The following is a 20,484-nucleotide window of genomic DNA, read 5'->3' as shown; positions in this document are numbered from 1 at the left end:
GAATTTGAGGAATATTCATTTGCACTGCGGCTAAAACGTAAAATCTACCAATTCGAATATTTAGCCTTTGTTTCTCCATTCAGAACTTCGGCAAAACAATGTTCCGACCAGTAATTGAAAAGCGACTTTAATTCTAAAGCGCAGTTAGGTGCAAACGCCATCAATATGACCAAGCTCCAATTCTCGTCGGCGGGCCGACAACTTGCCATCGTAAAAACGGCTGTTTTCATACTCGTATTTTTTAGTGGTGCAACGCAATTAACCGCGCAGCAGAGCGATGCATTTGCCCTCAAAAAGATCCACGATCAAGCCCTGACCGAAGGGGATTGCTACGATTGGCTGCGCCACCTTACTAAATCCGTCGGCCCACGCCTATCGGGTTCCGCCGGGGCGGACCGGGCGGTCCGGGATATGAAAGCGCTGATGGATACCCTCGGTTTTGACCGCGTTTACCTACAGCCCTGCACCGTCCCGCGCTGGGAACGCGGTGCTCCGGCTACGGCTAGCGTCATCAGTGGCCCCAACGGTTTGGCGCCTAAAGCGCTAAGCGTCGTCAGCCTGGGGAATACGCTGGGCACCGGGCCGCGGGGCGTCGCCGGGACGGTCATCGAAGTACGCGGGCTGGACGAACTGCGTGCTCTTGATCGAGCCACTGTCGCCGGAAGCATCGTATTTCTTAATACACCCATGGACCCCGCCCTCCGCAACACTTTTGCCGCTTACGGAGCAGCGGCCGGCTCCCGCGTTTTCGGTCTCGTCGAGGCCGCTAAACTTGGCGCGGTTGCGGTACTCGTCCGCAGCCTGACGACCCGGCGCGACGATAATCCACACACCGGTGCGGTGGCCACCGAAGAAGGTGTGGACCGCATCCCCGCTCTCGGCCTGAGTACCAATGATTCCGACTGGCTCTCCGCCCAAATCATTCAGGGGGAAGTGAAAGTTGAGCTTAAATCCTACGGGCGCGACCTGGAGCCGGTAACGAGCTACAACGTGATTGGCGAAGTGACCGGTAGTGAATACCCCGATGAGATCATCCTCGTCGGCGGCCATCTCGATAGCTGGGATCTCGGCGAAGGCGCTCACGACGATGGCACTGGGGTCGTCCATGCGCTCCAGGTCTTACCCCTACTGGAAAAAATCGGCCACCGCCCGCTCCGCACCTTTCGCTGCGTTTTGTTCATGAACGAAGAGAACGGCCTCGCCGGTGGCAAAGCTTACTGGAAGGCCAGTGATGAGGCCGGGGAGTTTCACCTCGCCGCCATCGAAAGCGACCGGGGCGGGTTCACACCACGCGGCTTCAGCGCCCAGGGGCGAGAGGATGTATTCACCAGCCACTTCAGCCGCGTTAATGAGTGGCTCCCTTTATTAGAACCTTACGGCCTGGCCTTCCAACGCGGAGGCTCCGGCGCTGATATCAGCGGGCTCATCGGTCAGGGAGGGCTACTGCTTGGTTTTCTACCGGACTCCCAACGCTACTTTGATTTCCACCACACGAACGTGGACGTCTTCGAAGCCGTTAACCAGAGAGAATTAGAATTGGGCGCCGCCGCCATCACTTCACTTGTATACTTAATCGACCAACATGGCCTCCGCTAGTCAGACTTCCGTACAACTCCACGAGCATGTTTTCGAGCCGTTTCTCACCCCGGAGATGATCCAGGAGCGCGTGACGCAACTCGGCCAGGAGCTAGCCTTTCGCATGGCGGGCGGCGAGCCAACCTTCCTCATCATGCTCAAGGGCGCCTTCGTTTTCGCGGCCGACCTCATTCGTGCTTCCCGGCTGAACGGTGAGATTGGCTTCGTCCGCACCCAGAGCTATCGGGGCACGGAGACGACCGGCAAGATCCGCATGCACCTCGCCCCGGAGCCCGCCCTCGTTACTGGTAAGGACGTGATTTTGATCGAGGACATCGTCGATAGCGGCTACACCATGCAGGCTTTTTTGCCCAAACTGGAGGAGCTTAACCCCAATTCCATCACCCTCGTAACCTTGCTCCACAAGCCGGAGGCGCAGCAGGTGGACGTCAAAATCGACCTGGCGGGATTTGTGATTCCCCCCAAATTCGTCGTTGGTTACGGCCTCGATTACGATGGGATTGGCCGCCAATTGCCCGGTATTTACCAAATTGCCGAAAATTTCTGACGTGGCCCCAAACCTCACCGTCCGCCCCCTCACCGCCGCCGATAATGCCGCCGCCGCTGCGGTCATCAAAACCGTCATGCCCGAGTTCGGCTGCGTCGGCCCGGGCTATTCCATCGAAGATCCTGAGATGGATGATCTCTACGGCACCTACTCCAAACCGCGTAGCAATTATTTCGTCGTGCAAGATCTGGGCGCTGCCGCGGGTGCCGGGGAAGTGGGCAAGCAACCAAGCCCCCCTCCAGGTAAATTGGTAGCTGTAGCCGGGTACGCTCCCCTAACCGGTGGTGACCCCAACGTCTGTGAACTCCGCAAAATGTACGCCCTCCCCGAAGCCCGCGGATTGGGCGTCGGCCAGGCCCTTCTCCAACAATGCCTGGAAGGCGCCCGGAAAGACGGGTTCAAAACGATGTACCTGGAGACCGTTACCGCCATGCGGGATGCCGCCGCCTTCTACCAAAAAAATGGCTTCCGCTACGTGGAGGGGCCAATGGGCGCAACGGGCCACTCGGGTTGTGATTTGTTTATGGTGTTGGATTTGTGAGGGGCGGTCACTAATGCTCGTGGATTTAATTACGGTTCATGCCGGACGCTTGAAGGACTCCAAATTTTACTTGCTTCGCTACGCAAAATTTGGCGACGCTCCAAGGACCTGGGGGAGGCGGATGAATTAAAAAACTACGGTAATGCAGGTCCTTGGAGCGTCCGACGATAGGAGATCCTCCAAGCGTCCGGTCCCACTGGTTAATGTAAGCCCTGGGCTCATCACCCAATCCGCCCCGCAATCAAATCCCCCAATTCATTGGTGCCCACCTGCTGCGACGGGCTCAAATCTTCCGTCCCCACCCCGGACGCCAGGGTTTCGTTGACGGCATTGCGGATAGCATCGCCTTCCTTCACCAGCCCGAGGTGGTCCAACATCATGGCGGCGGAAAGGATGGTGGCGATGGGGTTGGCCCGGTCCTGCCCCGCCCCTTCCGGCCAGGAGCCGTGGATGGGCTCAAACATCCCGACTTTCGACCCCACACTACTGGAAGGCAGTAACCCGAGGGAACCCGCCAGCACGCTGGAGGCATCGGATAGGATATCCCCGAACAGATTGTCCGTTACGATGACGTCGAATTGGGCGGGGTTGAGGATGAGTTGCATGGCGGCGTTGTCCACAAACATGAAGTTGAGTTCTACGTCCGGATAATTGGCGGCCATTTCGCGGGTGATCTCCCGCCAGAGCCGCGAAGATTCCATCACGTTGGCCTTATCAACCAGAGTGAGTTTGCCGCGGCGTTTGCCGGCGACGTCAAAACCGACTTTCAGGATGCGTTCGATCTCGTGGCGGCTGTACACGCAGGTATCGTAGGCGGTATCGCCACCATCGCGGCGGCCCTTATCACCGAAGTAAGTCCCGCCCGTGAGTTCCCGCACGACGAGGATGTCGACGCCCTTCATGCGTTCCGGGCGGAGGGGGCTGAGGTGAGTCAGTTCGTCGTATCCAGCGACGGGCCGGAGGTTGGCATAAAGGCCGAGCTCTTTGCGGAGGCGCAGCAATCCCTGCTCGGGCCGCACCTTCGCTGTGGGGTCATTATCAAACCGGGGGTGACCAATGGCGCCAAAAAAGATGGCGTCCGAGCGCTTACAGAGTTCCAGCGTTTCGTCCGGCAGGGGAACGCCCGTCTGGTCGATAGCGGTAGCCCCGACGGGCGCAAAATCAAAGCGGAATTTGTGGCCAAATTTCAGTCCAACCTGATTGAGGACTTTAATGCCTTGGTTGATGACTTCGGGGCCGATGCCGTCTCCGTCGAGGGTGGCGATGTTGTAGTTGGGCATGATGGTAAGTGGGGTAAAATAAGTGGGATGCCGGAGCTATTCTTCGTGCTCGTTGGACGCCGCCCTGGCATTCACAAAGTCAAATACGTAAAGATAGGTCTCGTCGTAGGTGTAGTACATCAGATGGTTCTTTCCGATTCGTTTGTACCGTTTTGGCTTATCTGGTTTGTTCGATTTAGATAGGTGGCCGGAGCCAGGGTGGCTAAGTAAAACCTCAACTTTTCAATTAAATTCTTGCATGAACGCCGTTGCGCTTGCTCGAGAGCCCTGGGTAAGTCTGTAATGAAGTATTTCGGACAGTTTCTCATCCGCAACGTCTTCAATTTTGAGGATCAAAGCCATTTCTCATACTTATGCTTGATGTCATCCCAATTTTTAAAGTTTTCGTGCCGGCCAGAAAGCGCATCATCTATAGAATTAGCGTGTCGATTTTCTTGCTCTTCTGTGAGGTCTAGTTCCTCAGGGCCTCCTAAAACCGCTTCACGTTTTGCGGCGACAAAATTAACGACATCTCGAAGATCTTGCTCACTAGTAAGATCCTGAAGCATCTCCATGATTTTCTGCTGCAATGGATTAAGTCCCATGACGATTAATTTTATAAGCTAACGTAGTGACCAAGTTACGGGTTGTGCCAGCAACCGTGCCATCGCCCGCGCTAACTCTCGCTACGCCAAACTAAAATCCACCCGCGCCGCTTCAAACGCATCGATCTTTTCCCGCTGGCTCAGTAAGTAGTCAATATCGTCGTAACCGTTGATGAGGCAGGTTTTCTTATAGGGGTCGATCTCAAAAGAAGTTACCGTACCGGTTGCTTCGTTGGTAAATTCTTCTGCTTCCAGGTCCACCGTAAAGCGGGCGGCTGGGTCGCGCTCGATGGTCTCGAAAATTTCGTTGAGCACCGCCGGCGTCACGACGAGCGGCAGTATACCGTTGTTGAGCGCGTTCCCCCGAAAGATATCCGCGAAGTAGCTGGAGACAACTACCCGGAATCCGTAGTCACCAATGGCCCAGGCAGCGTGCTCCCGGCTGGAGCCACAACCGAAGTTGGCACCAGCGACGAGGATCTGCCCTTGGTAGGTTGGGTTGTTTAGAACGAAGTCCGCTTTCGGCGATCCGTCCTTATTGTACCGCCAGTCACGGAAGAGATTTTCCCCAAATCCCTCCCGGGTAATGGCTTTCAAAAAGCGAGCGGGAATGATCTGGTCCGTATCCACATCCTCAATGGGGAGGGGGACGGCGCTGGAGGTGAGTTTTTTGAAGGGGGTCATTGGGCTATGGGATTAAACAAGTTCGCGAACGTCCGTCACCCTACCCGTCAGGGCAGCGGCGGCGGCGGTGAGGGGGCTGGCCAGGATCGTCCGCGCCCCCGGGCCCTGGCGGCCTTCAAAGTTGCGGTTGGAGGTGGACACGCAGTACTTACCCGCCGGCACCTTATCCTCGTTCATGCCGAGGCAGGCCGAACAGCCAGCGTCGCGAAACTCAAAGCCGGCGTTACGGAGGACGACGTCGAGCCCCTCCAGCTTAGCCTGCTTGGTCACCTGCTGAGATCCCGGCACGACGATGCCCGTTACGCTGGCGGCGATCCGTTTACCATCCACCAGTTTGGCGACGGCCCGCAAGTCTTCGATCCGGCTATTGGTGCAAGACCCGATGAATACGTAATCGATCGGCATCCCTTCCAGCTTGATGCCCTTCTGGAGGCCCATGTACTTCATGGCTTTGGCCAATCCGGCGTCTCCGTGGAGGGAGCTGTGCTCGGGGATCGATTCCCCAACACCCATGCCCATACCAGGATTCGTGCCGTAGGTCACCATTGGGGTAATCTCTTCCGCTTTGAAATGGTATTCACTATCGAAGGTGGCACCCTCCTCGGTGGGGAGGGTTTTCCAGTAGGCGACGGCTTCGTCCCACTTCTCTCCCTTCGGAGCAAATTCGCGGTCTTTCATGTAGTCGAAAGTCGTCTGGTCGGGAGCGATGAGGCCACCGCGGGCACCCATCTCGATGCTCATGTTACAGATCGTCATCCGGCCTTCCATACTGAGGGCGCGGATGGCCGAGCCGGCGTACTCCACAAAGTAGCCCGTGCCACCACCGGTGCCGAGAATGCTGATGACGTACAGGATGATGTCCTTCGCCGTCACGCCAGCCTGCAGGTCTCCATCTACGTTGATCCGCATCGTCTTGGGCTTCGTGAGGAGAAGGCACTGAGTTGCCATCACCTGCTCTACCTGGCTCGTGCCGATGCCGAAAGCTACCGCGCCGAAAGCGCCGTGGGTACTCGTATGGCTATCCCCACACACCATCGTAATGCCCGGCCGGGTAATGCCCAACTCCGGCCCGATTACGTGGACGATCCCCTGGTAGGGATGGCCCAAACCGTAAAGTTCAACGCCGTATTCCGCGCAGTTCTGGGTCAGCATCGCCACCTGCTTGCGGCCGAGTGGATCCTGGATGGGTTTATCCTGATCCTTGGTCGGTACGTTGTGGTCAGCCGTGGCCACGATCCGGTCTTTCCGCAGGAGAGGGATGTTTCGCTTGCGCAGTCCGTTGAACGCCTGGGGGCTGGTGACTTCGTGGATGAGGTGGCGGTCGATGTACAAGACCTGGTTGCCACCGGGTACTTCAGTGACGACGTGGGCATCCCACACTTTATCAAAAAGGGTTTTTGGCATAGCGCATATCGATTTAGCGGAGCTCCTATTGCCCTTCAGAAAGGGTGGGCCCGGGGGTACTATTTCCCCAAGGTCACAAAGTTAACCAGTCCGTTGCGCTGACAAGAGTCGGCTTAAGGTCGATTTACGAAATCAAGCCAGTAAAACGCCGACGCCTCCCGCTCACTCCCGCTCCATCTCCACCACCATCCCCGCTTGCATCAGGGTCATGGCCGCGTTTTTCGGATCAAACTTGAGGCGGATACCCGCAGCCGGGTACACAAATTCATTCGGCGCATCCGGCGTGAGGGGGAAGGCACCCTGGCCCGTCGCCCGCCCGTGCAGCTTACCGCCTTCCAGGGAGATAGTGATCTTGAGCGGAAAACCATCGCTGGCGTAAGTACCGAGCAAATCGCTCACCGCATCTTCCGGCAGGTCGGCCACTGGCTCCAGGTTAGGAATCGTGAAAGGCTGGCCGAAGTACACCGTCAGTGCAGCCAGCATCACGTCGTTGCTTGGTAGGCGGACACCATTACTCAAGTAGGTGATCGTCACATTCTCCTCGGGGAAGTGGGCGGATAGCGTTTCGAAACCTTCGATGCCGCCGTTATGCCCGTAAGCCACTCGCTTACCGAAGGGGAAGGTGAACAGTCCCTGGCCCAAGTTATCACGCAGGAGTTTCATCTCTTCTACGGTGGCGGCGGGTAGCAACTCGCCTCGAAGGAGGGTTCCGTAGAAGGTATTCAATTCGGCCGCAGTGGAGGTGATCGCCCCCGCCGCGCCGGCCGAGCTCATGGCCCAGGGCTCGGCCACTTCCCACCCATCCCCCGTTGAGTAGAAGGAGTGGACCTCTCCTTTATTGCTGTCAATCGCTCCACCATAATAGGTATGCTCCAAGCCTAAAGGCAGGGTAACGTAATGGGCCAGTAATTCCGGATAGCTCATCTCTCCCACCCATTCGGCAATGTAACCTAGCAGAAGATAGTTTGAATTGGAGTAGGCGACGGCCGCGCCGGGTTCGAAGTCCGGTTGGCCCTTCCGCATCAGCTCCAGGAAAAACTCGGGCTCGTGGTGTTCGCCAATCCAACTTTCTACGTCGGCCGCCGCGGTATAGTTAGCGATACCGGACTGGTGGCGCAGGAGGTGATCCAGCGTGATCCGGTCCGCATTGGGGATATTCGGGTAGTAATCGGCCAATTTCTGGTCGAGCGCAAGGCTTCCCTCCGCGGCAAGTTTGTGGATGATCACGGCGGTAAAGGTCTTGGTGATGGAGCCCACCCGGTACGCATTGGTCGGGCTAGCGAGCACCTGCCGGGCCGAATCCACGTAGCCAATGGCCCGGGCGTACACTTCCTTTCCGTCCTGAAAAATGGAGAGGCTGCCCATGGCCTGGTCATGGTGGGCGAGGCTGTCGAAATAATTATCGAGCAGGGCCCGGTCAAAAGATTGGGCGTTCAGCGTCATGGTGCAGGCCAGGTTTAGGGTGATAAATAAGGTCAGTAGGTGTTTCATAGGCCCAAGTTGCGCCGAGCGCATTCGTCACCTTTGCTTCCTTCGATCAATCCCGGGCTTTTCTCGACGTCCGTACCTTGGGGCGCTGCCGCGGGTGCGGAGTTTTGGGATCAAGTAACAAGGACCTGTCCCTTCACCCATTACCCTGCACCTGCGCGAGCGCCTAAACCTGAATGTTGAAAGAACTACCTAATATGTTGAACCGAATCCCCCTCCTGCTCCTGATCTTCCTCCCCCAGTTCCTCGGTGCGTGGGGGGCGAACGGCCACCGGATCGTAGCCAAGATCTGTTACGATAACCTGACACCGACAGCCCGCCAACGGGTGGATGCCGCGATGGGCGACAACCTCCTCGAACAACTGAGTACCTGGCCGGACTACATCAAGGCCGTAAAGGGTTGGGATTTTGCCAAACCCTGGCACTACATGACCGTGAATACCGACCGCACGGTACAAGACGTGGACGCCAGCAACCGCCAACGACCCGCCGTGGACGACGTGCGGGAAGGCATTGAACTCATGCTGGGCGTCCTGAAAAATGACCGCGATTGCCGCCAAAAACTGGAAGATCTGATGGCCGAAAACCGGGTTGAAGCCCTCGCCGGCTCCCTCGATGCGACGGCCCTGGCCTTCCTCATTCACTTCGTGGGTGACGTCCACCAACCCATGCACGTGGGGAAGAACCGCGACCTCGGCGGCAACAAGATCAGCGTGCTGTATTTCGGCGACCGCTACAACCTCCACTCCGTGTGGGACACGCAGATCATTGAGCACGAACGCCTGAGCTACACTGAATTTGCCCGTTTTGCCAGCGTCCACAACCGCTCCCGGAAGACCGAGTGGGAAAATGACGACCTAGAAACCTGGATCCAGGAATCCATCGACCTCCGCGAAGACCTCTACAACACCCTCTATAACCGGACGGACCGAGATACTGGCCTCCCCGAATTTGGCTACGATTACCAACACGATTACTTACCCGTGGTGGAGGCTCGGTTGGCGGCGGCTGGGTACCGGGCGGCGGCGTTGTTGAATGGGGTGTTTGGGGGTTGAGTCAAGATGTCGATCAGCAAAACGACCGTTTTGTCGATGGGTAATGGCAAAAATCAGCCATTTTGCAATCGCGCATCGACAATTTTAAGTATTTTTGCAATCAGTCGTTTGCAAAATGCTCGAAAGACTTTACAGATTAAGCGAAGATGCTGTCCGTTCTACCGACACGGACTTTATTCGCCCGTTGTACCACACGATAGACTGGGATAGCTCCCTTAATGCCTTGCTCGGTGCGCGTGGCGTTGGTAAAACCACCTTGCTATTGCAACGCCTGCAAGCGCTGGATCTACCACCATCCGAAGCCCTATACGTTGATCTGGGCGATTTACACTTTCAACGGAACCGGCTGCTAGAGTTCGCGCAAGAATTTAGAGCGCAGGGAGGGCGGTACCTGTTTATCGACGAAGTGCACCGCTACGGGTTCGGTGGAGACTGGGCGCAGGAGATCAAGCAGATATACGACCTTTATCGCAAGGATTTAAAGGTGACTTTCACCGGTTCCTCCGCCATTCGGATCCTACAACAAAAAGCGGACTTGAGCCGCCGTGCAACCCAGCATAGAGTGGCCGGTCTATCCTTCAGGGAGTACCTAATTTTGGCGAAAGGCATCCAGGATCTACCGGTTCTATCCGTTGAGGAACTGCTGAAAAATAGTGTGGAAACCGCCAGGCAAATTCCCGAGCAGTTCCATTTTCGACCACTGGAGCATTTTCGGGATTATCTCGATCTGGGTTACTACCCATTTAGCCTGGAGGGCACAACGGGCTATATAAGCAAGCTCAACGAGTCCGTGCAATTAGTACTGGAAAGCGATATTCCCTCCGCGATTGATTCCGGGGAGGCTGATTACGCCAAACTAGGTCGGTTACTTTACGCAATTGCCTCCTCCGTTCCGTTCAAACCGAACATTAGCAAACTGGCGGAACGCCTGCAAATGAGCCGCGAAACGGTGCTGAAGTATTTGAAGATGCTCGAGGAAGCCGACCTGGTCATTTCGCTCAGGGCAGTAACCAAAGGGGTAGCGGCACTGAGTAAGCCAGATAAAATCTACCTCAACAACACGAACTTGATGCGCGCCTTGGCTCCGGTTGATGTGGCGGTGGGAACCCTTAGAGAGACTTTCTTCATCAATCAACTTCGCCACCTCACTTTCGAGAAGCACATCCTGCCCACGGAGATCAAATTACCAAAGGCCGGAGATTTTACCCTCTTGCGCAGAGACGGCACCTATACATTTGAAATTGGCGGCCCGAGTAAAACAAGAAAGCAAATTGGTACAGACGTCAACTCTTTCGCGGTAGTTGATACCGACGTGACCGACGATCCGCATCGAATTCCGCTCTGGTTATTCGGTTTCCTTTACTAAGCCGCCGAAGCCCCCACCAACTCCTCCAAATCCGCATCCCGCACCTCCTTCAACCGGTCCGCTACCAACAGGAACTCCTGGTAAAGATCATCCAGCTGAACTTTGGTGACGTTGTGGCCCAAATTCTTCAAACGGTAAGCCAAAGCCGCGCGGCCGGAGCGGGCCGTGAGGACAATCTTCGACTCATCCACCCCAACTTCCGCCGGGTCGATGATCTCGTAAGTATCGCGACGCTTGATCACCCCATCCTGATGGATACCGGAGGAATGGGCGAAAGCATTATCCCCCACGATGGCTTTGTTGGGTTGGACGACCATGCCCATACTCTCACTCACCAAGTGGCTGGTCTCCAGCAGTAGCTTGGAGTTAATGTTGGTGTACAGCCCCAAACCTTCGTGCTGGCGCATGATCATGACGACTTCTTCGAGGGAGGTATTCCCCGCCCGTTCGCCGATGCCGTTAATGGTACACTCAATCTGCCGGGCACCACCCTGGGCGCCGGCGATGGAATTGGCCGTAGCCAGGCCCAAATCATTGTGGCAGTGCGTACTGAGCGTACACTTATGGATGCCATTTACATTGTCGCGCAGGAAGGCGATCTTATCGTGGTATTCCTGGGGCAGGCAGTAGCCAGTCGTGTCCGGAATATTGAGGACGGTCGCACCGGCGTCCACCACGGCCTGGATGACGCGGGCGAGGAACTCATTGTCCGTGCGGCCAGCGTCCTCAGCGTAGAACTCTACGTCCTCCACGAAGCTTTTGGCGTGCTTGACGGCGGCAACGGCCCGCTCGATGATCTTCTCCGGCGTCGTGCGGAGTTTATACTTAATATGGTTGTCGCTCGTGCCAATACCGGTATGAATTCGGGGGCGCTTGGCGGTGGAAAGGGAAGCGGCGGCAGCCTCGATGTCCTTCGCTACGGCACGGCTGAGGGCACAAACGGTGGGCTCCGTCACGGCGCGGCCAATCTCCTGGACGGACTTGAAGTCGCCCGGGCTAGAGATGGGAAAACCAGCTTCAATCACGTCTACACCGAGTAGCTCCAGTTGGCGGGCGATGACGAGTTTCTGCTGGGTGTCGAGCTTGCAGCCGGGCACTTGTTCGCCGTCACGCAGCGTAGTATCGAAAATTTGAACTTGGTTGCTATTCATGGCAATGCCGCCCTTGAATGGTGGGCGTAGCTATCTTTGTTGGCACCCTGTTACAATGGTAAGGAAAGGGGCGTACATGATCGTGGTTAGTCAGGGAATATAAATGTAAGGGTAAGCACCCGATCAAAACGAATCCCTAAATCCCCTATCCTGAGGCCTAATGACGTACCAACCGATGAGCGCCTAGCTTGCAAATTACTGATTTCCAATAGTTTACCCGAATTCAATATACAATGCCAAAGCAAAAAACTGATGACTTACTGAAACTTGTCGCCAGCCTCAATCGGGCCGAAAAGCGGCATTTCCGTCTTTTCGTCAAACGTAATCAGCAAGCCAACACCGAGATCCTCTTTTTGCAGCTTTTTGACATCATGGAACGGACGGGTGAGTACGACGAGGAATACCTCCTGAAACGGATTAAAGGCATCAAAAAAAGCCAACTCTCCAACCTGAAGGCCCACCTCTACAAACAACTCCTCACCTCCCTGCGCCTCCTGAACCGTAATAAGGACGAGGAAATCACCCTGCGCGAGCAGATCGACTACGCACGCATTCTCTACAACAAGGGCCTTTACCGACAGGCGCTGGACGTTCTCGACAAAGCAAAGAAGAGAGCCCTCACTGCCGAAGTCAATACTGTCGCCCTCGAGATCGCCCAGTTTGAAAAATTCATCGAAGGCCAGTACATCACCCGCAGCATTGAGGGCCGCGCCGAAGAGCTTAGCCTGCTGTGTACGGAACTCACTAAAAAAATCAGTGATACCGACGCCTGGAGCAACCTGGCCCTCCGCCTTTACGGCCTCTACCTGAAAGGTGGTCTCGTGAGTAACGAGCAGGACTTCTTCATGGTCAAATCCTTCTTCCGCGGGCAACAACCCGCCGGGAATTACGAAGACCTCGATTTCTGGGGCAAGGTCTACTGCTGCCAGGCCCACAGTTGGATGCACCTCATGTGTCAGGAACGGCCCCAGGCCTATCGCTACACCGAACGGTGGTTGCAACTCTTCCGGGATAATCCGAGCATGATCCAGATCAATCCCCCCCTCTACCTGAAGGGCATCCACAACAAGCTGGCGAACCTCTTCAGCATGTGGCAGTACGACAAGTTCGTGGATGAGTTGGCCCAGCTGGATCTCTTCCCCCACCAGTTCGACCTCACCAACAACGTGAACGTACAGGGGCTGTACCACCTCTACCAGTTCGACCACCAGATCCGCCGCCACTACATGGAGGGGACCTTCAAGGAAGGGCTCGGCCTCGTCCCCCAGATCATGGAGGTAATGAAGGACGACCGGTACAACTGGGACGACCACCGCAAGATGATCTTCTATTACCGCATCGCCTGCCTCTACTTCGGTAGCGGGGATAACGATACGGCCATCGATTACCTCAACGAGATCATCAACCAGCGGAGCCCGAATTACCGGTCGGACATCCAGGCCTACGCCCGCATCCTCAGCCTGATCTGCCACTTCGAAATGGGCAACGTTCAACTCGTTGAGTACCAGGTGAAGTCCGTCTACCGCTTCTTGGCCAAGGTGGAGCACCTCCAGGAAACCCAACAACTCATCTTCCGCTTCCTCCGCCGCCTGCCCCGGACGCGGGAAGACCAATTGAAGGGCGAATTCATCAAACTGAAGGAGAAACTGGACCGCGTCAAGGAAAAACCTTTCGAATCCCGTCCCTTCACCTTCCTCGACATCCCCAGCTGGTTGGAATCGAAGATCAAGGGCGTGACCGTACAGGAAGTCATCCGCCAAAAATTCCTGGCGGAGACGGCGGAAGTGGCGCAGTAAAGCAGTTAGCGATCCTGCCGGACTTTGACGGAGCGCTTCCATTTTGAGTCCGACCTAAAGCTAAAAAAGGCTCCCCATCCAGCAGGAAGGGGAGCCTTTTTTAAGGTCCGGAGCAAAAGCAGTCCTACCGCTTCACGATCCGTACGACCTGCCGTTCCGCGGCCTCATCCGTCACTACGAGTTGGTAGATGGCGGAGGGAAGTTCGGTCAAATCAATATCAACGCTGCCATTCACGATGCGGCCGGTCCGGACCACCTGGCCCAGGGCCGTCAGCAGTTCGAAGTCTGCGTCACCAGCCGTGCGGACGGTGACCACTTTCGCCACCGGGTTAGGGAATACCTGGACGGTGCGCGCGCCATCCAAGGTGACGGACCTGATCTCAGAGTAATCAGTACTACCATCCAGGTCGTTCTGGCGGATACGGTAGTTGTAGAGCATTCCGGCGGCTACGTCGGTATCGGTGTAGCCGTAGCTAGCGATGCCGTCCTGGCCAACGCGGGCTACCTGGCCCAGCGATTGCCAGTTACTGGCTGCATCAGTACTGCGTTCTACGGTGAAATCAGCGTGCGCATCGTCCTGCACCACGGACCAGTCCAGTTGGATGGCTTTGCCGGCCACCCCAGCCTCGAAGGACAACCACTCCACAGGGAGGCCCCGAGGATTATCCGCCGCGAAGAAGTTACGGGGGCAGGACTCTAAAATCGTTCCGTCATCTAATTCGGCGAAGAAAGTCACGGAGAAAGCATCACCATCCTCAGCGCAAGCGCCAAAACCAGTCTCTACGCCAGGCGTAATCTCCATAGGGTTAAAAGCGCCGTTTCCAACACTTACTACGTAGGTGTAACTAACCACCGTTTCCGGCCCGGGGTAGGCTTCAATTTCAAATCGTAGATCCGCAACTTGGCCATTGGTACTTGCACAACCAAGTGTCGAAAGGATCTGATACTCCTGGTCCAATCGCGGCTGCACAATCGGAATGGGATCCGCCTGCAAGCTCAGCACCAACTCAATGGCTTCCGTAGCCATATTCCCATCCGTAGCCGTGATGATGATGGAGTAGTCACCAGCTGCCAGGGTTTCCTCACCGTCGAGGGTGATGAGGGCGGATTCCCCGTCGGCCAGCGTGCTGGTGTTGAAGTTGAGGACCAAGCCGGCGGGCGCATCCGTTACTTCCAGGTTGACGGGCCCGGTCAGATCACCGTTGTTGAACTGCAGGATGAACTCGTTCTCCGTATCACGGCCTTCACATTCGAAGAGGGGGGAACCCGTTGCACTAAGCGTCGTACCCATGGGGACAACCACGCCGAGAATGATGTCTACTTCACAGGTCGTCTCTCCATTAGGTTCGGCCCGGACGGATATGGTGAATGGGGTGCCATCGGCAGTTGGGCCAAAAATTACGCTAGTGCTCGTTTGGTTGGGATTGTTAATGCCCAAATTACCGAAAGTGGTTTGCACGATGTAACCAGTAGCTCCGGGTACGGCATCCCAACTCACCGGAACAGTACTTCCACCGTTTATATCATCCGGAATGACGTCGCCTTCTTCCGGTTCGTTGATACCAAAGTCACCATCGATCGTCAGTTTGAAGGGCAGCTGCTTAGTGTTGGCGAGTGCATCCACCGCCTGGATGTTGAAGTCGTAGTCGCCGTTCGCCAGGCCGCTGATGTTACTCAGGGAGACCATCACCGGAATCTCGGTAGCGCCACCGGCAGTGAAGGTGACGGTGCTGGGATCCACGGTTGCCATTACGCCACCGGGCAGATCGATGGCGGAGAGGTTCACCGCGCCGACGTAACCCTGGAGGGCTTCTACGTTGAATTCGTAGCCCGTCAGCGGGTCATCGCCACCACAGTTATCCAGCTCAGTCACTACTCCGGTAAGGCTATAATCCGTTTGCTCAATTGAGAAATCAGCATCGCTGACGTCGTAGAAGATGTTGCCATCACAGCGGATCATGAGGCGGGCATCGGTTTCGGTGACCTGGGGGGCAATCACGGTGGCCGTACCCGTATTGGGGAAGGTTCCGAGGGATTGGTCGAAGGTCACCCCGCCGTCGGTAGAAAGCACGAGCTCTACCATCGTACAGTTGATGGGTGTACCGTCGGTTCCGGCTACGTTCCAAGCTACGGGAACTTCGTCGCCCGCAGGCCAGGCTTCACCGCCATTTGGGTTCGTAACCGCGTAACTATCACCCGTATCAACGGCGTCAATCGCTACGGTTTCCTGCACCGTACAGCCGTAGCCGCCGGTGGCGCCGTCGCGGACCGTCACGATGAAGTTCATCATCCGGGCGCGTTGGGGTAGCACTTCCCATTCAGATCCGGAACCCGTCACGACCGTCGCTAACGCGGGGAAGTAACGATCCGTTTCGGGGACGGGTGGGTAGGAGCGGAACAAGGGGCCGTCAGCCTCAAAACCGCTGGGTACGCCGGATACAGGTGTGCTACCGGAGTCGAATTGCTCCCAACAGTAAGTAAGGGCTTCTCCGTCAGCATCCGTCGCGGCTGCGTCGAGCACGAAAGGGGTATTGATGGGGATGGTGTAGCTAGGGGCAGGCACCGTCACGACGGGTTCCGTATTCACCGTGCTGGTGATGACGGCACAGCTGGCGCCCCCACCCATCTCTTCCATGTAGGCAGCCATCTGCTGGATGGAACCGGCGTGGTAGTATGGGTCTGAGTTCAGTTGAATGTTGGCCGCAACGCCGCAGATACCAGCGTAGGCCTGGATGGTCGTACCACCACCGGGTTCGTAGGCAAAATCCGACTGGCGGGTGGCACAGTTCTCGTCGGTAGAGTTAAAGGTATGCGTCCCCCCAAACTGGTGGCCAATCTCGTGGGCGACGAAGTCGATGTAGAAGGGGTCACCGACGGGGTTCGGCAGGCCGGTTACGCCGCGGGCCTTGAAGTTCGTTGTACAGGGGGATCGCAAACTGGCGATACCACCACCGCCGGTGCTGAAGACGTGGCCAATGTCGTAGTTCGCCGTACCGATCACGGCGTCGGTCGTGGTCTGGTTTTCAGTGAGCATGGTGTTACCGCTACTGTTCGTGTAGGGGTCAGCGTCCACGTCGCCGCTGTACACCAATTCCACGCCACCACCGGCTACGGGTAGGTTCATGATGTTGAGCTGGATGGCAAGGTCCCGCTTGAAGATCTGGTTCACGCGGTCGATGGCCGTCATCATCTCGGCGATCACGTCCGCTTCGTTGGCGGCAGTAGGCGTCGGGGGGGTGTCTCCGTTGTAGGAGATGCCGGCAATTTCGTTGAAGTACTCCGCCGTACAGGCCAGGGCCAGGCGGTATTCGCGTAGCTGGCAGTCACCCACCATTTTCACGTCGCTCACGAGTTCACTGAGTTCGTTGATCAGGTCCTTATCGGCCGTCGTTTCACAGGAGAATTCGCCGAGGGGCAGGGGCACGTCTGCGGTGTAGAAACTTTGGTAAACCGACTGGTCGCGTTGGTAAACGGGTTCCACGTACCAACGGCCTTCTTTACCCCCGAGGATGCTGGCGCGCAGTCCCTGGACCGTCCACGTAAGGGAGATCTGGCGATAGGGTGCGTCCACGTCCCAGCCATCCGCCGTAACCGCTTTGGGGTATCTGGCCTGCAGTTCGGGGCTGATCATCTGGTAGCGAACGATGCGGAAGCGGTGCAGCTCACCGTCGGGCGAAGGCAGGGAGAGCACGAGTTCTTCACCCGACCCGCCAACGTTATAGAGCGGTGCATTACCAATGCGTTCACCGAGCTGGGCGGCGTCCGGTAATTCGTAGTAGCTCGCTTTTGCCGGTTGAGCGCGCGGGGAGAGATCCGTACTGGCGGGTGAATTCGCTGCCGTGAATGGCGCGTACTGGGCGGTCATCAACCCACTACAGAGTAGCAGGCAAAACAGGTAAATATGCTTCATGAGAAAGACTGTGTCAAACTGAGGAAAAGCCACCGTAGCCAACAACAATTCCGAAGCGATCAGACCAAACAACTACCGGCCCGGAGGCCAGCCAACTCTACCAATTGAGTAAATCTCGAAGTATTACAAAGCAGGTCAAATCACCTCGGTGGGGTGTAACCACGGGGCATTAGGTCAACGAAGTTAACAATATTGCTACGAATAATTGCTTGCCTATCAACACGGTACCCGCGTCAGCGCCCGTATGTATCGTATTGTCGGATTGCGGGCAGTAACGGAACTTTACGCAGAACGGGCAACGGCTAGCAGCCTCTCGGTCAATAAGTTGGTAAGCCGTCGATTTACCTCACCTTCATTTTCCACGTAATACTGCATTTCTTTGGTGGTGAAACCGCCAATAATAATGCCGAAAAGTAAGCCCCGCAGGCGGTTATCGCGCGCCACGAGCTCCTTCACCTTCGCGAAACGGGCAGCCATGGCGGTGCTGCTGAAATTCACTTTGCGTTTCTTCAAAAAAAGCCGGAAAGCCGCTACGAGCAGATCGTTTTGCTGCTTGGCTACGGGGCGGAGCGTGTCGTTCTGAAACTGTTCTCCGGGCGCTGCCGCAGGTGCCAGGGAAAGGGTTGGGCGCAGGGAGAGCCGTTGGGCGTCCGTCATAAAATGAGCTGTTTGATCACTTATGTGGGACGCGACGGCGGAAAAAATGTTGCGGCGGGGTAAGCCAAACGACGCGCACGTATATATAAGGACGGGGAAAGAAGCGTCTTACGTAATAATTTCCGTTGTATCTTCGCGCACCCAAAGGGCCCTCCTTCCAAAGGCGGGCCTTCCTTTGGCTATTTAGTTAACGAAGAATCACTGAAAGACCCGCCGTTCACGGTGGGCATCTCGCTAAAGCATTTTGCAATATGGCATTGATTGGAAGAATTAGAAACAACCCGCTGATCGTCCTCCTCTTCATCGGAGGTGGTATTGCGCTCTTTATCCTCTCGGAAATGACGAGTGGCGCCAACGGCCCCATCGGCCCCGTAGAGCAGATCATGGGCCGCGTTGGCCAACGGGAGATCGACCGCAACGACTTCGAACGCACGCTAAACGGTGCTTTCAGTGGCGGCGACGCTTACCAGAACCGGGATAACCTCTGGCAATTCTACGTGGACGAGGGCATCCTCGCCGAAGAAGCCAACGAGATCGGCCTCGCCGTAACCGAAGAAGAAGTACGCGACCTCGAGTTCGGCCCCAACCCGAGCCCCGTCGTCCGCCAGAACCTCTCCGACCCGCAGACGGGCCAGCTGAACCGTCAGCTACTTACGCAGATCCAGGGCCACATCGAGAATGCAACCATCGATGAAGCCATCGAAAACGGTGAACTCAACCCCAACATCCGCACGATCTGGAAATACCAGCGCCGTAACGTGGTAACGAACCGCCTGCAGGAAAAAATGGGCGCCCTCGTCACGAAGGCCATGTACGCGCCGAGCTGGCAGGCCCAGACTTTCGCCGACGCCCAACTGGGCAACCGGAAGATCGCCGTCGCCAAAGTACCCTTCACCGCCCTCGGTGCGGATGACGCTACCATCACTGACGCCGACGTACAAGCCTACATCGATGAGAACCAGAGCGTATTTAACAACCCCGAAGAAACCCGCGTAATCCAGTACGTGACGTACGACGTGGAAGCATCCCCCGAGGACGTAACCAAACTCCGTACCGACCTCGAAGAGATCGCCGCCGACTGGCGCGCCGACAATAGCGTGGATGGCGACAGCCTCTTCGCCGTAGCCAACGGTGGCACCTACACCGGCAACTACCAGCCCCGCACCCAGATCGGTGAAGAAGTAGCCGACCAGGTACTCGAAACCATGGCCATTGGCGACATCTACGGCCCTTACCAGCAGGATGGCACCATGCGCCTCGTGAAACTGGTGGACCGCGTAGTGATGTCCGACAGCGCCAAGACCCGCCACATCCTCATCAGCGCCCAGACGCCCGAGCAGTTCGAAGCTGCCGACGCCAAGGTGGATAGCCTGATGACCGTCCTCAGCCGCAGCCGCCGCAAGTTCGCCGCCCTCGCCGAGGAGTTCAGCGAAGACCCCGGCTCCAAAGACAACGGTGGTGTTTATGAGAAGGTCCTTCCCGGCCAGTTTGTCCGCCCCTTCGACGCCGTACTCTTCCGTACTGGCGACGTCGGTAAACTGTACAAAGTCCGCACCTCCTACGGTGTCCACCTCGTGGAGATCATGGAGCGTAGCCGTTCAACGAGCACCCGCGCTAAGATCGCTACCGTAGTGGAGCCAATCGTGCCTTCTTCCGAAACGGAAGACCTCCGCCTCGCAACGGCCCAGGAATTCATCAACGGTAAGTCCTCCATCTCCGCGCTCGAAGAGTCCGGCCTGGACGTGTCGACGACCAACCCACTGCGGATGTCTACCTACAACCTCCCCGGCCTCGGTACTGGCCAGGAAGTAAAAGACATGATGTGCTGGGCCTTCGCCGCTGACGCGGGTGACCTCAGTGGTCGCGTTTACCGCTTTACTGATCCTCAGCTTTTCTACGAAAACAAGTACGTCGTAGCAGCCGTGAAGGAAGTCATCCCCGCCGGTGTTGCTCCCGTAGCCGCCGTGAAGGAAGCCGTTACGCCACAGGTACGCAACCGCGTCGTTGGCCAGAAAGCAAAAGCTGACTGGGCGGGTAAGTCCGTAGCTGACGTTGCCGCACAGTACGAAGTGAAGGTCGATTCCGTAACGACGAACCCTAGCCTTAACAGCCTGCCCCTCGTCGGTGCCGAGCCGAAGGTGATCGCCGCCGCCGCGAAAGCAACCGTTGGCCAGCCAGTAACCGTAGTGGGTAATACGGGCGTCTTCGTCATCGAAGCGACTACAGACGCTGCCGGTGGTACCTCCGGTAGCCTCCCCGCCGCCCGTACGCAGATGAACAGCCGCACGCGTGGCCAGGCCGCCGGTGGCATCCTCCCCGCCCTCCGCCTCGTAGTGGACGTAGAAGATGACCGCGCCAGCACTGACTGCCGCTAAGAGCAAGGAGCAACTTCCTTAGTGAAAAGCCTTCCGGAAATGATTCCGGA

General features: G+C 56.8%; 15 protein-coding genes. 7 read left to right on the top strand and 8 right to left on the bottom strand.

Annotated elements, in window-relative coordinates; all coding sequences use genetic code 11:
• Positions 1-165 precede the first annotated feature (165 nt).
• From A3850_RS08850 to A3850_RS08840, 3 genes are read left to right on the top strand one after another with little or no spacing between them, the layout of a single operon-like run.
• A complete protein-coding gene (locus A3850_RS08850) occupies positions 166-1,596 on the top strand; it encodes a M28 family peptidase (RefSeq protein WP_082921911.1) in 1,431 nt (476 codons plus the stop codon).
• Positions 1,583-2,143, top strand: coding sequence for a phosphoribosyltransferase (locus A3850_RS08845; RefSeq protein ID WP_068215710.1), 561 nt, complete (start codon positions 1,583-1,585; stop codon positions 2,141-2,143). The genes A3850_RS08850 and A3850_RS08845 overlap by 14 nt, the downstream gene beginning before the upstream one ends.
• Position 2,144: 1 nt before the next feature.
• The gene (locus A3850_RS08840; RefSeq protein ID WP_068215709.1) at positions 2,145-2,684 is read left to right on the top strand and encodes a GNAT family N-acetyltransferase; all 540 of its coding nucleotides are present in this window, start codon (positions 2,145-2,147) and stop codon (positions 2,682-2,684) included.
• Positions 2,685-2,905: 221 nt separating this feature from the next.
• On the opposite strand, the gene leuB is transcribed toward A3850_RS08840, so the two are convergent.
• From leuB to A3850_RS08815, 5 genes are all read right to left on the bottom strand, one after another.
• Entirely contained in the window at positions 2,906-3,964 is a 1,059-nt protein-coding gene (leuB, locus tag A3850_RS08835) for a 3-isopropylmalate dehydrogenase (RefSeq protein WP_068215707.1), read from the bottom strand.
• A gap of 332 nt (positions 3,965-4,296) precedes the next feature.
• Entirely contained in the window at positions 4,297-4,548 is a 252-nt protein-coding gene (locus A3850_RS08830) for a hypothetical protein (protein ID WP_068215706.1), read from the bottom strand.
• Between the two features lie 81 nt (positions 4,549-4,629).
• Positions 4,630-5,232, bottom strand: coding sequence for a 3-isopropylmalate dehydratase small subunit (gene leuD, locus A3850_RS08825; protein ID WP_068215705.1), 603 nt, complete (start codon positions 5,230-5,232; stop codon positions 4,630-4,632).
• A 12-nt stretch (positions 5,233-5,244) separates the two neighbouring features.
• Positions 5,245-6,636, bottom strand: a complete 1,392-nt coding sequence (leuC, locus tag A3850_RS08820) for a 3-isopropylmalate dehydratase large subunit (protein WP_068215704.1) — start codon at positions 6,634-6,636, stop codon at positions 5,245-5,247.
• Positions 6,637-6,798: 162 nt separating this feature from the next.
• Positions 6,799-8,127 (bottom strand): serine hydrolase, encoded by a 1,329-nt coding sequence (locus tag A3850_RS08815; RefSeq protein WP_068215703.1) that lies wholly within the window; start codon positions 8,125-8,127, stop codon positions 6,799-6,801.
• 194 nt (positions 8,128-8,321) lie between these two features.
• Between A3850_RS08815 and A3850_RS08810 the strand changes: the two genes are divergently transcribed.
• Together A3850_RS08810 and A3850_RS08805 are read left to right on the top strand one after the other, a co-directional pair.
• A complete protein-coding gene (locus A3850_RS08810) occupies positions 8,322-9,179 on the top strand; it encodes a S1/P1 nuclease (RefSeq protein ID WP_068215702.1) in 858 nt (285 codons plus the stop codon).
• A 115-nt stretch (positions 9,180-9,294) separates the two neighbouring features.
• The gene (locus A3850_RS08805; protein ID WP_068215700.1) at positions 9,295-10,545 is read left to right on the top strand and encodes an ATP-binding protein; all 1,251 of its coding nucleotides are present in this window, start codon (positions 9,295-9,297) and stop codon (positions 10,543-10,545) included.
• On the opposite strand, the gene A3850_RS08800 is transcribed toward A3850_RS08805, so the two are convergent.
• A complete protein-coding gene (locus A3850_RS08800) occupies positions 10,542-11,696 on the bottom strand; it encodes a 2-isopropylmalate synthase (RefSeq protein ID WP_068215698.1) in 1,155 nt (384 codons plus the stop codon). The two genes, A3850_RS08805 and A3850_RS08800, sit on opposite strands and share 4 nt — an antisense overlap.
• A 233-nt stretch (positions 11,697-11,929) precedes the next feature.
• On the opposite strand from A3850_RS08800, the gene A3850_RS08795 reads away from it, so the two are divergent.
• Entirely contained in the window at positions 11,930-13,492 is a 1,563-nt protein-coding gene (locus A3850_RS08795) for a hypothetical protein (RefSeq protein WP_068215696.1), read from the top strand.
• 124 nt (positions 13,493-13,616) lie between these two features.
• On the opposite strand, the gene A3850_RS08790 is transcribed toward A3850_RS08795, so the two are convergent.
• Both A3850_RS08790 and A3850_RS08785 read right to left on the bottom strand, forming a co-directional pair.
• The gene (locus A3850_RS08790) at positions 13,617-17,402 is read right to left on the bottom strand and encodes a zinc-dependent metalloprotease family protein (RefSeq protein WP_082921713.1); all 3,786 of its coding nucleotides are present in this window, start codon (positions 17,400-17,402) and stop codon (positions 13,617-13,619) included.
• 282 nt (positions 17,403-17,684) lie between these two features.
• A complete protein-coding gene (locus tag A3850_RS08785) occupies positions 17,685-18,059 on the bottom strand; it encodes a hypothetical protein (RefSeq protein ID WP_068215692.1) in 375 nt (124 codons plus the stop codon).
• 251 nt (positions 18,060-18,310) lie between these two features.
• On the opposite strand from A3850_RS08785, the gene A3850_RS08780 reads away from it, so the two are divergent.
• Positions 18,311-20,434 carry a peptidylprolyl isomerase gene (locus A3850_RS08780; RefSeq protein WP_068215690.1) on the top strand — a complete coding sequence of 708 codons (2,124 nt, stop codon included), beginning with the start codon at positions 18,311-18,313 and terminating at the stop codon, positions 20,432-20,434.
• The last annotated feature ends 50 nt before the right edge of the window (positions 20,435-20,484 follow it).

Origin of the sequence: Lewinella sp. 4G2 (genome assembly GCF_001625015.1) — a bacterium.
GTDB lineage: Bacteria > Bacteroidota > Bacteroidia > Chitinophagales > Saprospiraceae > Neolewinella.
This window is presented reverse-complemented; position numbering and strand designations above follow the sequence as displayed.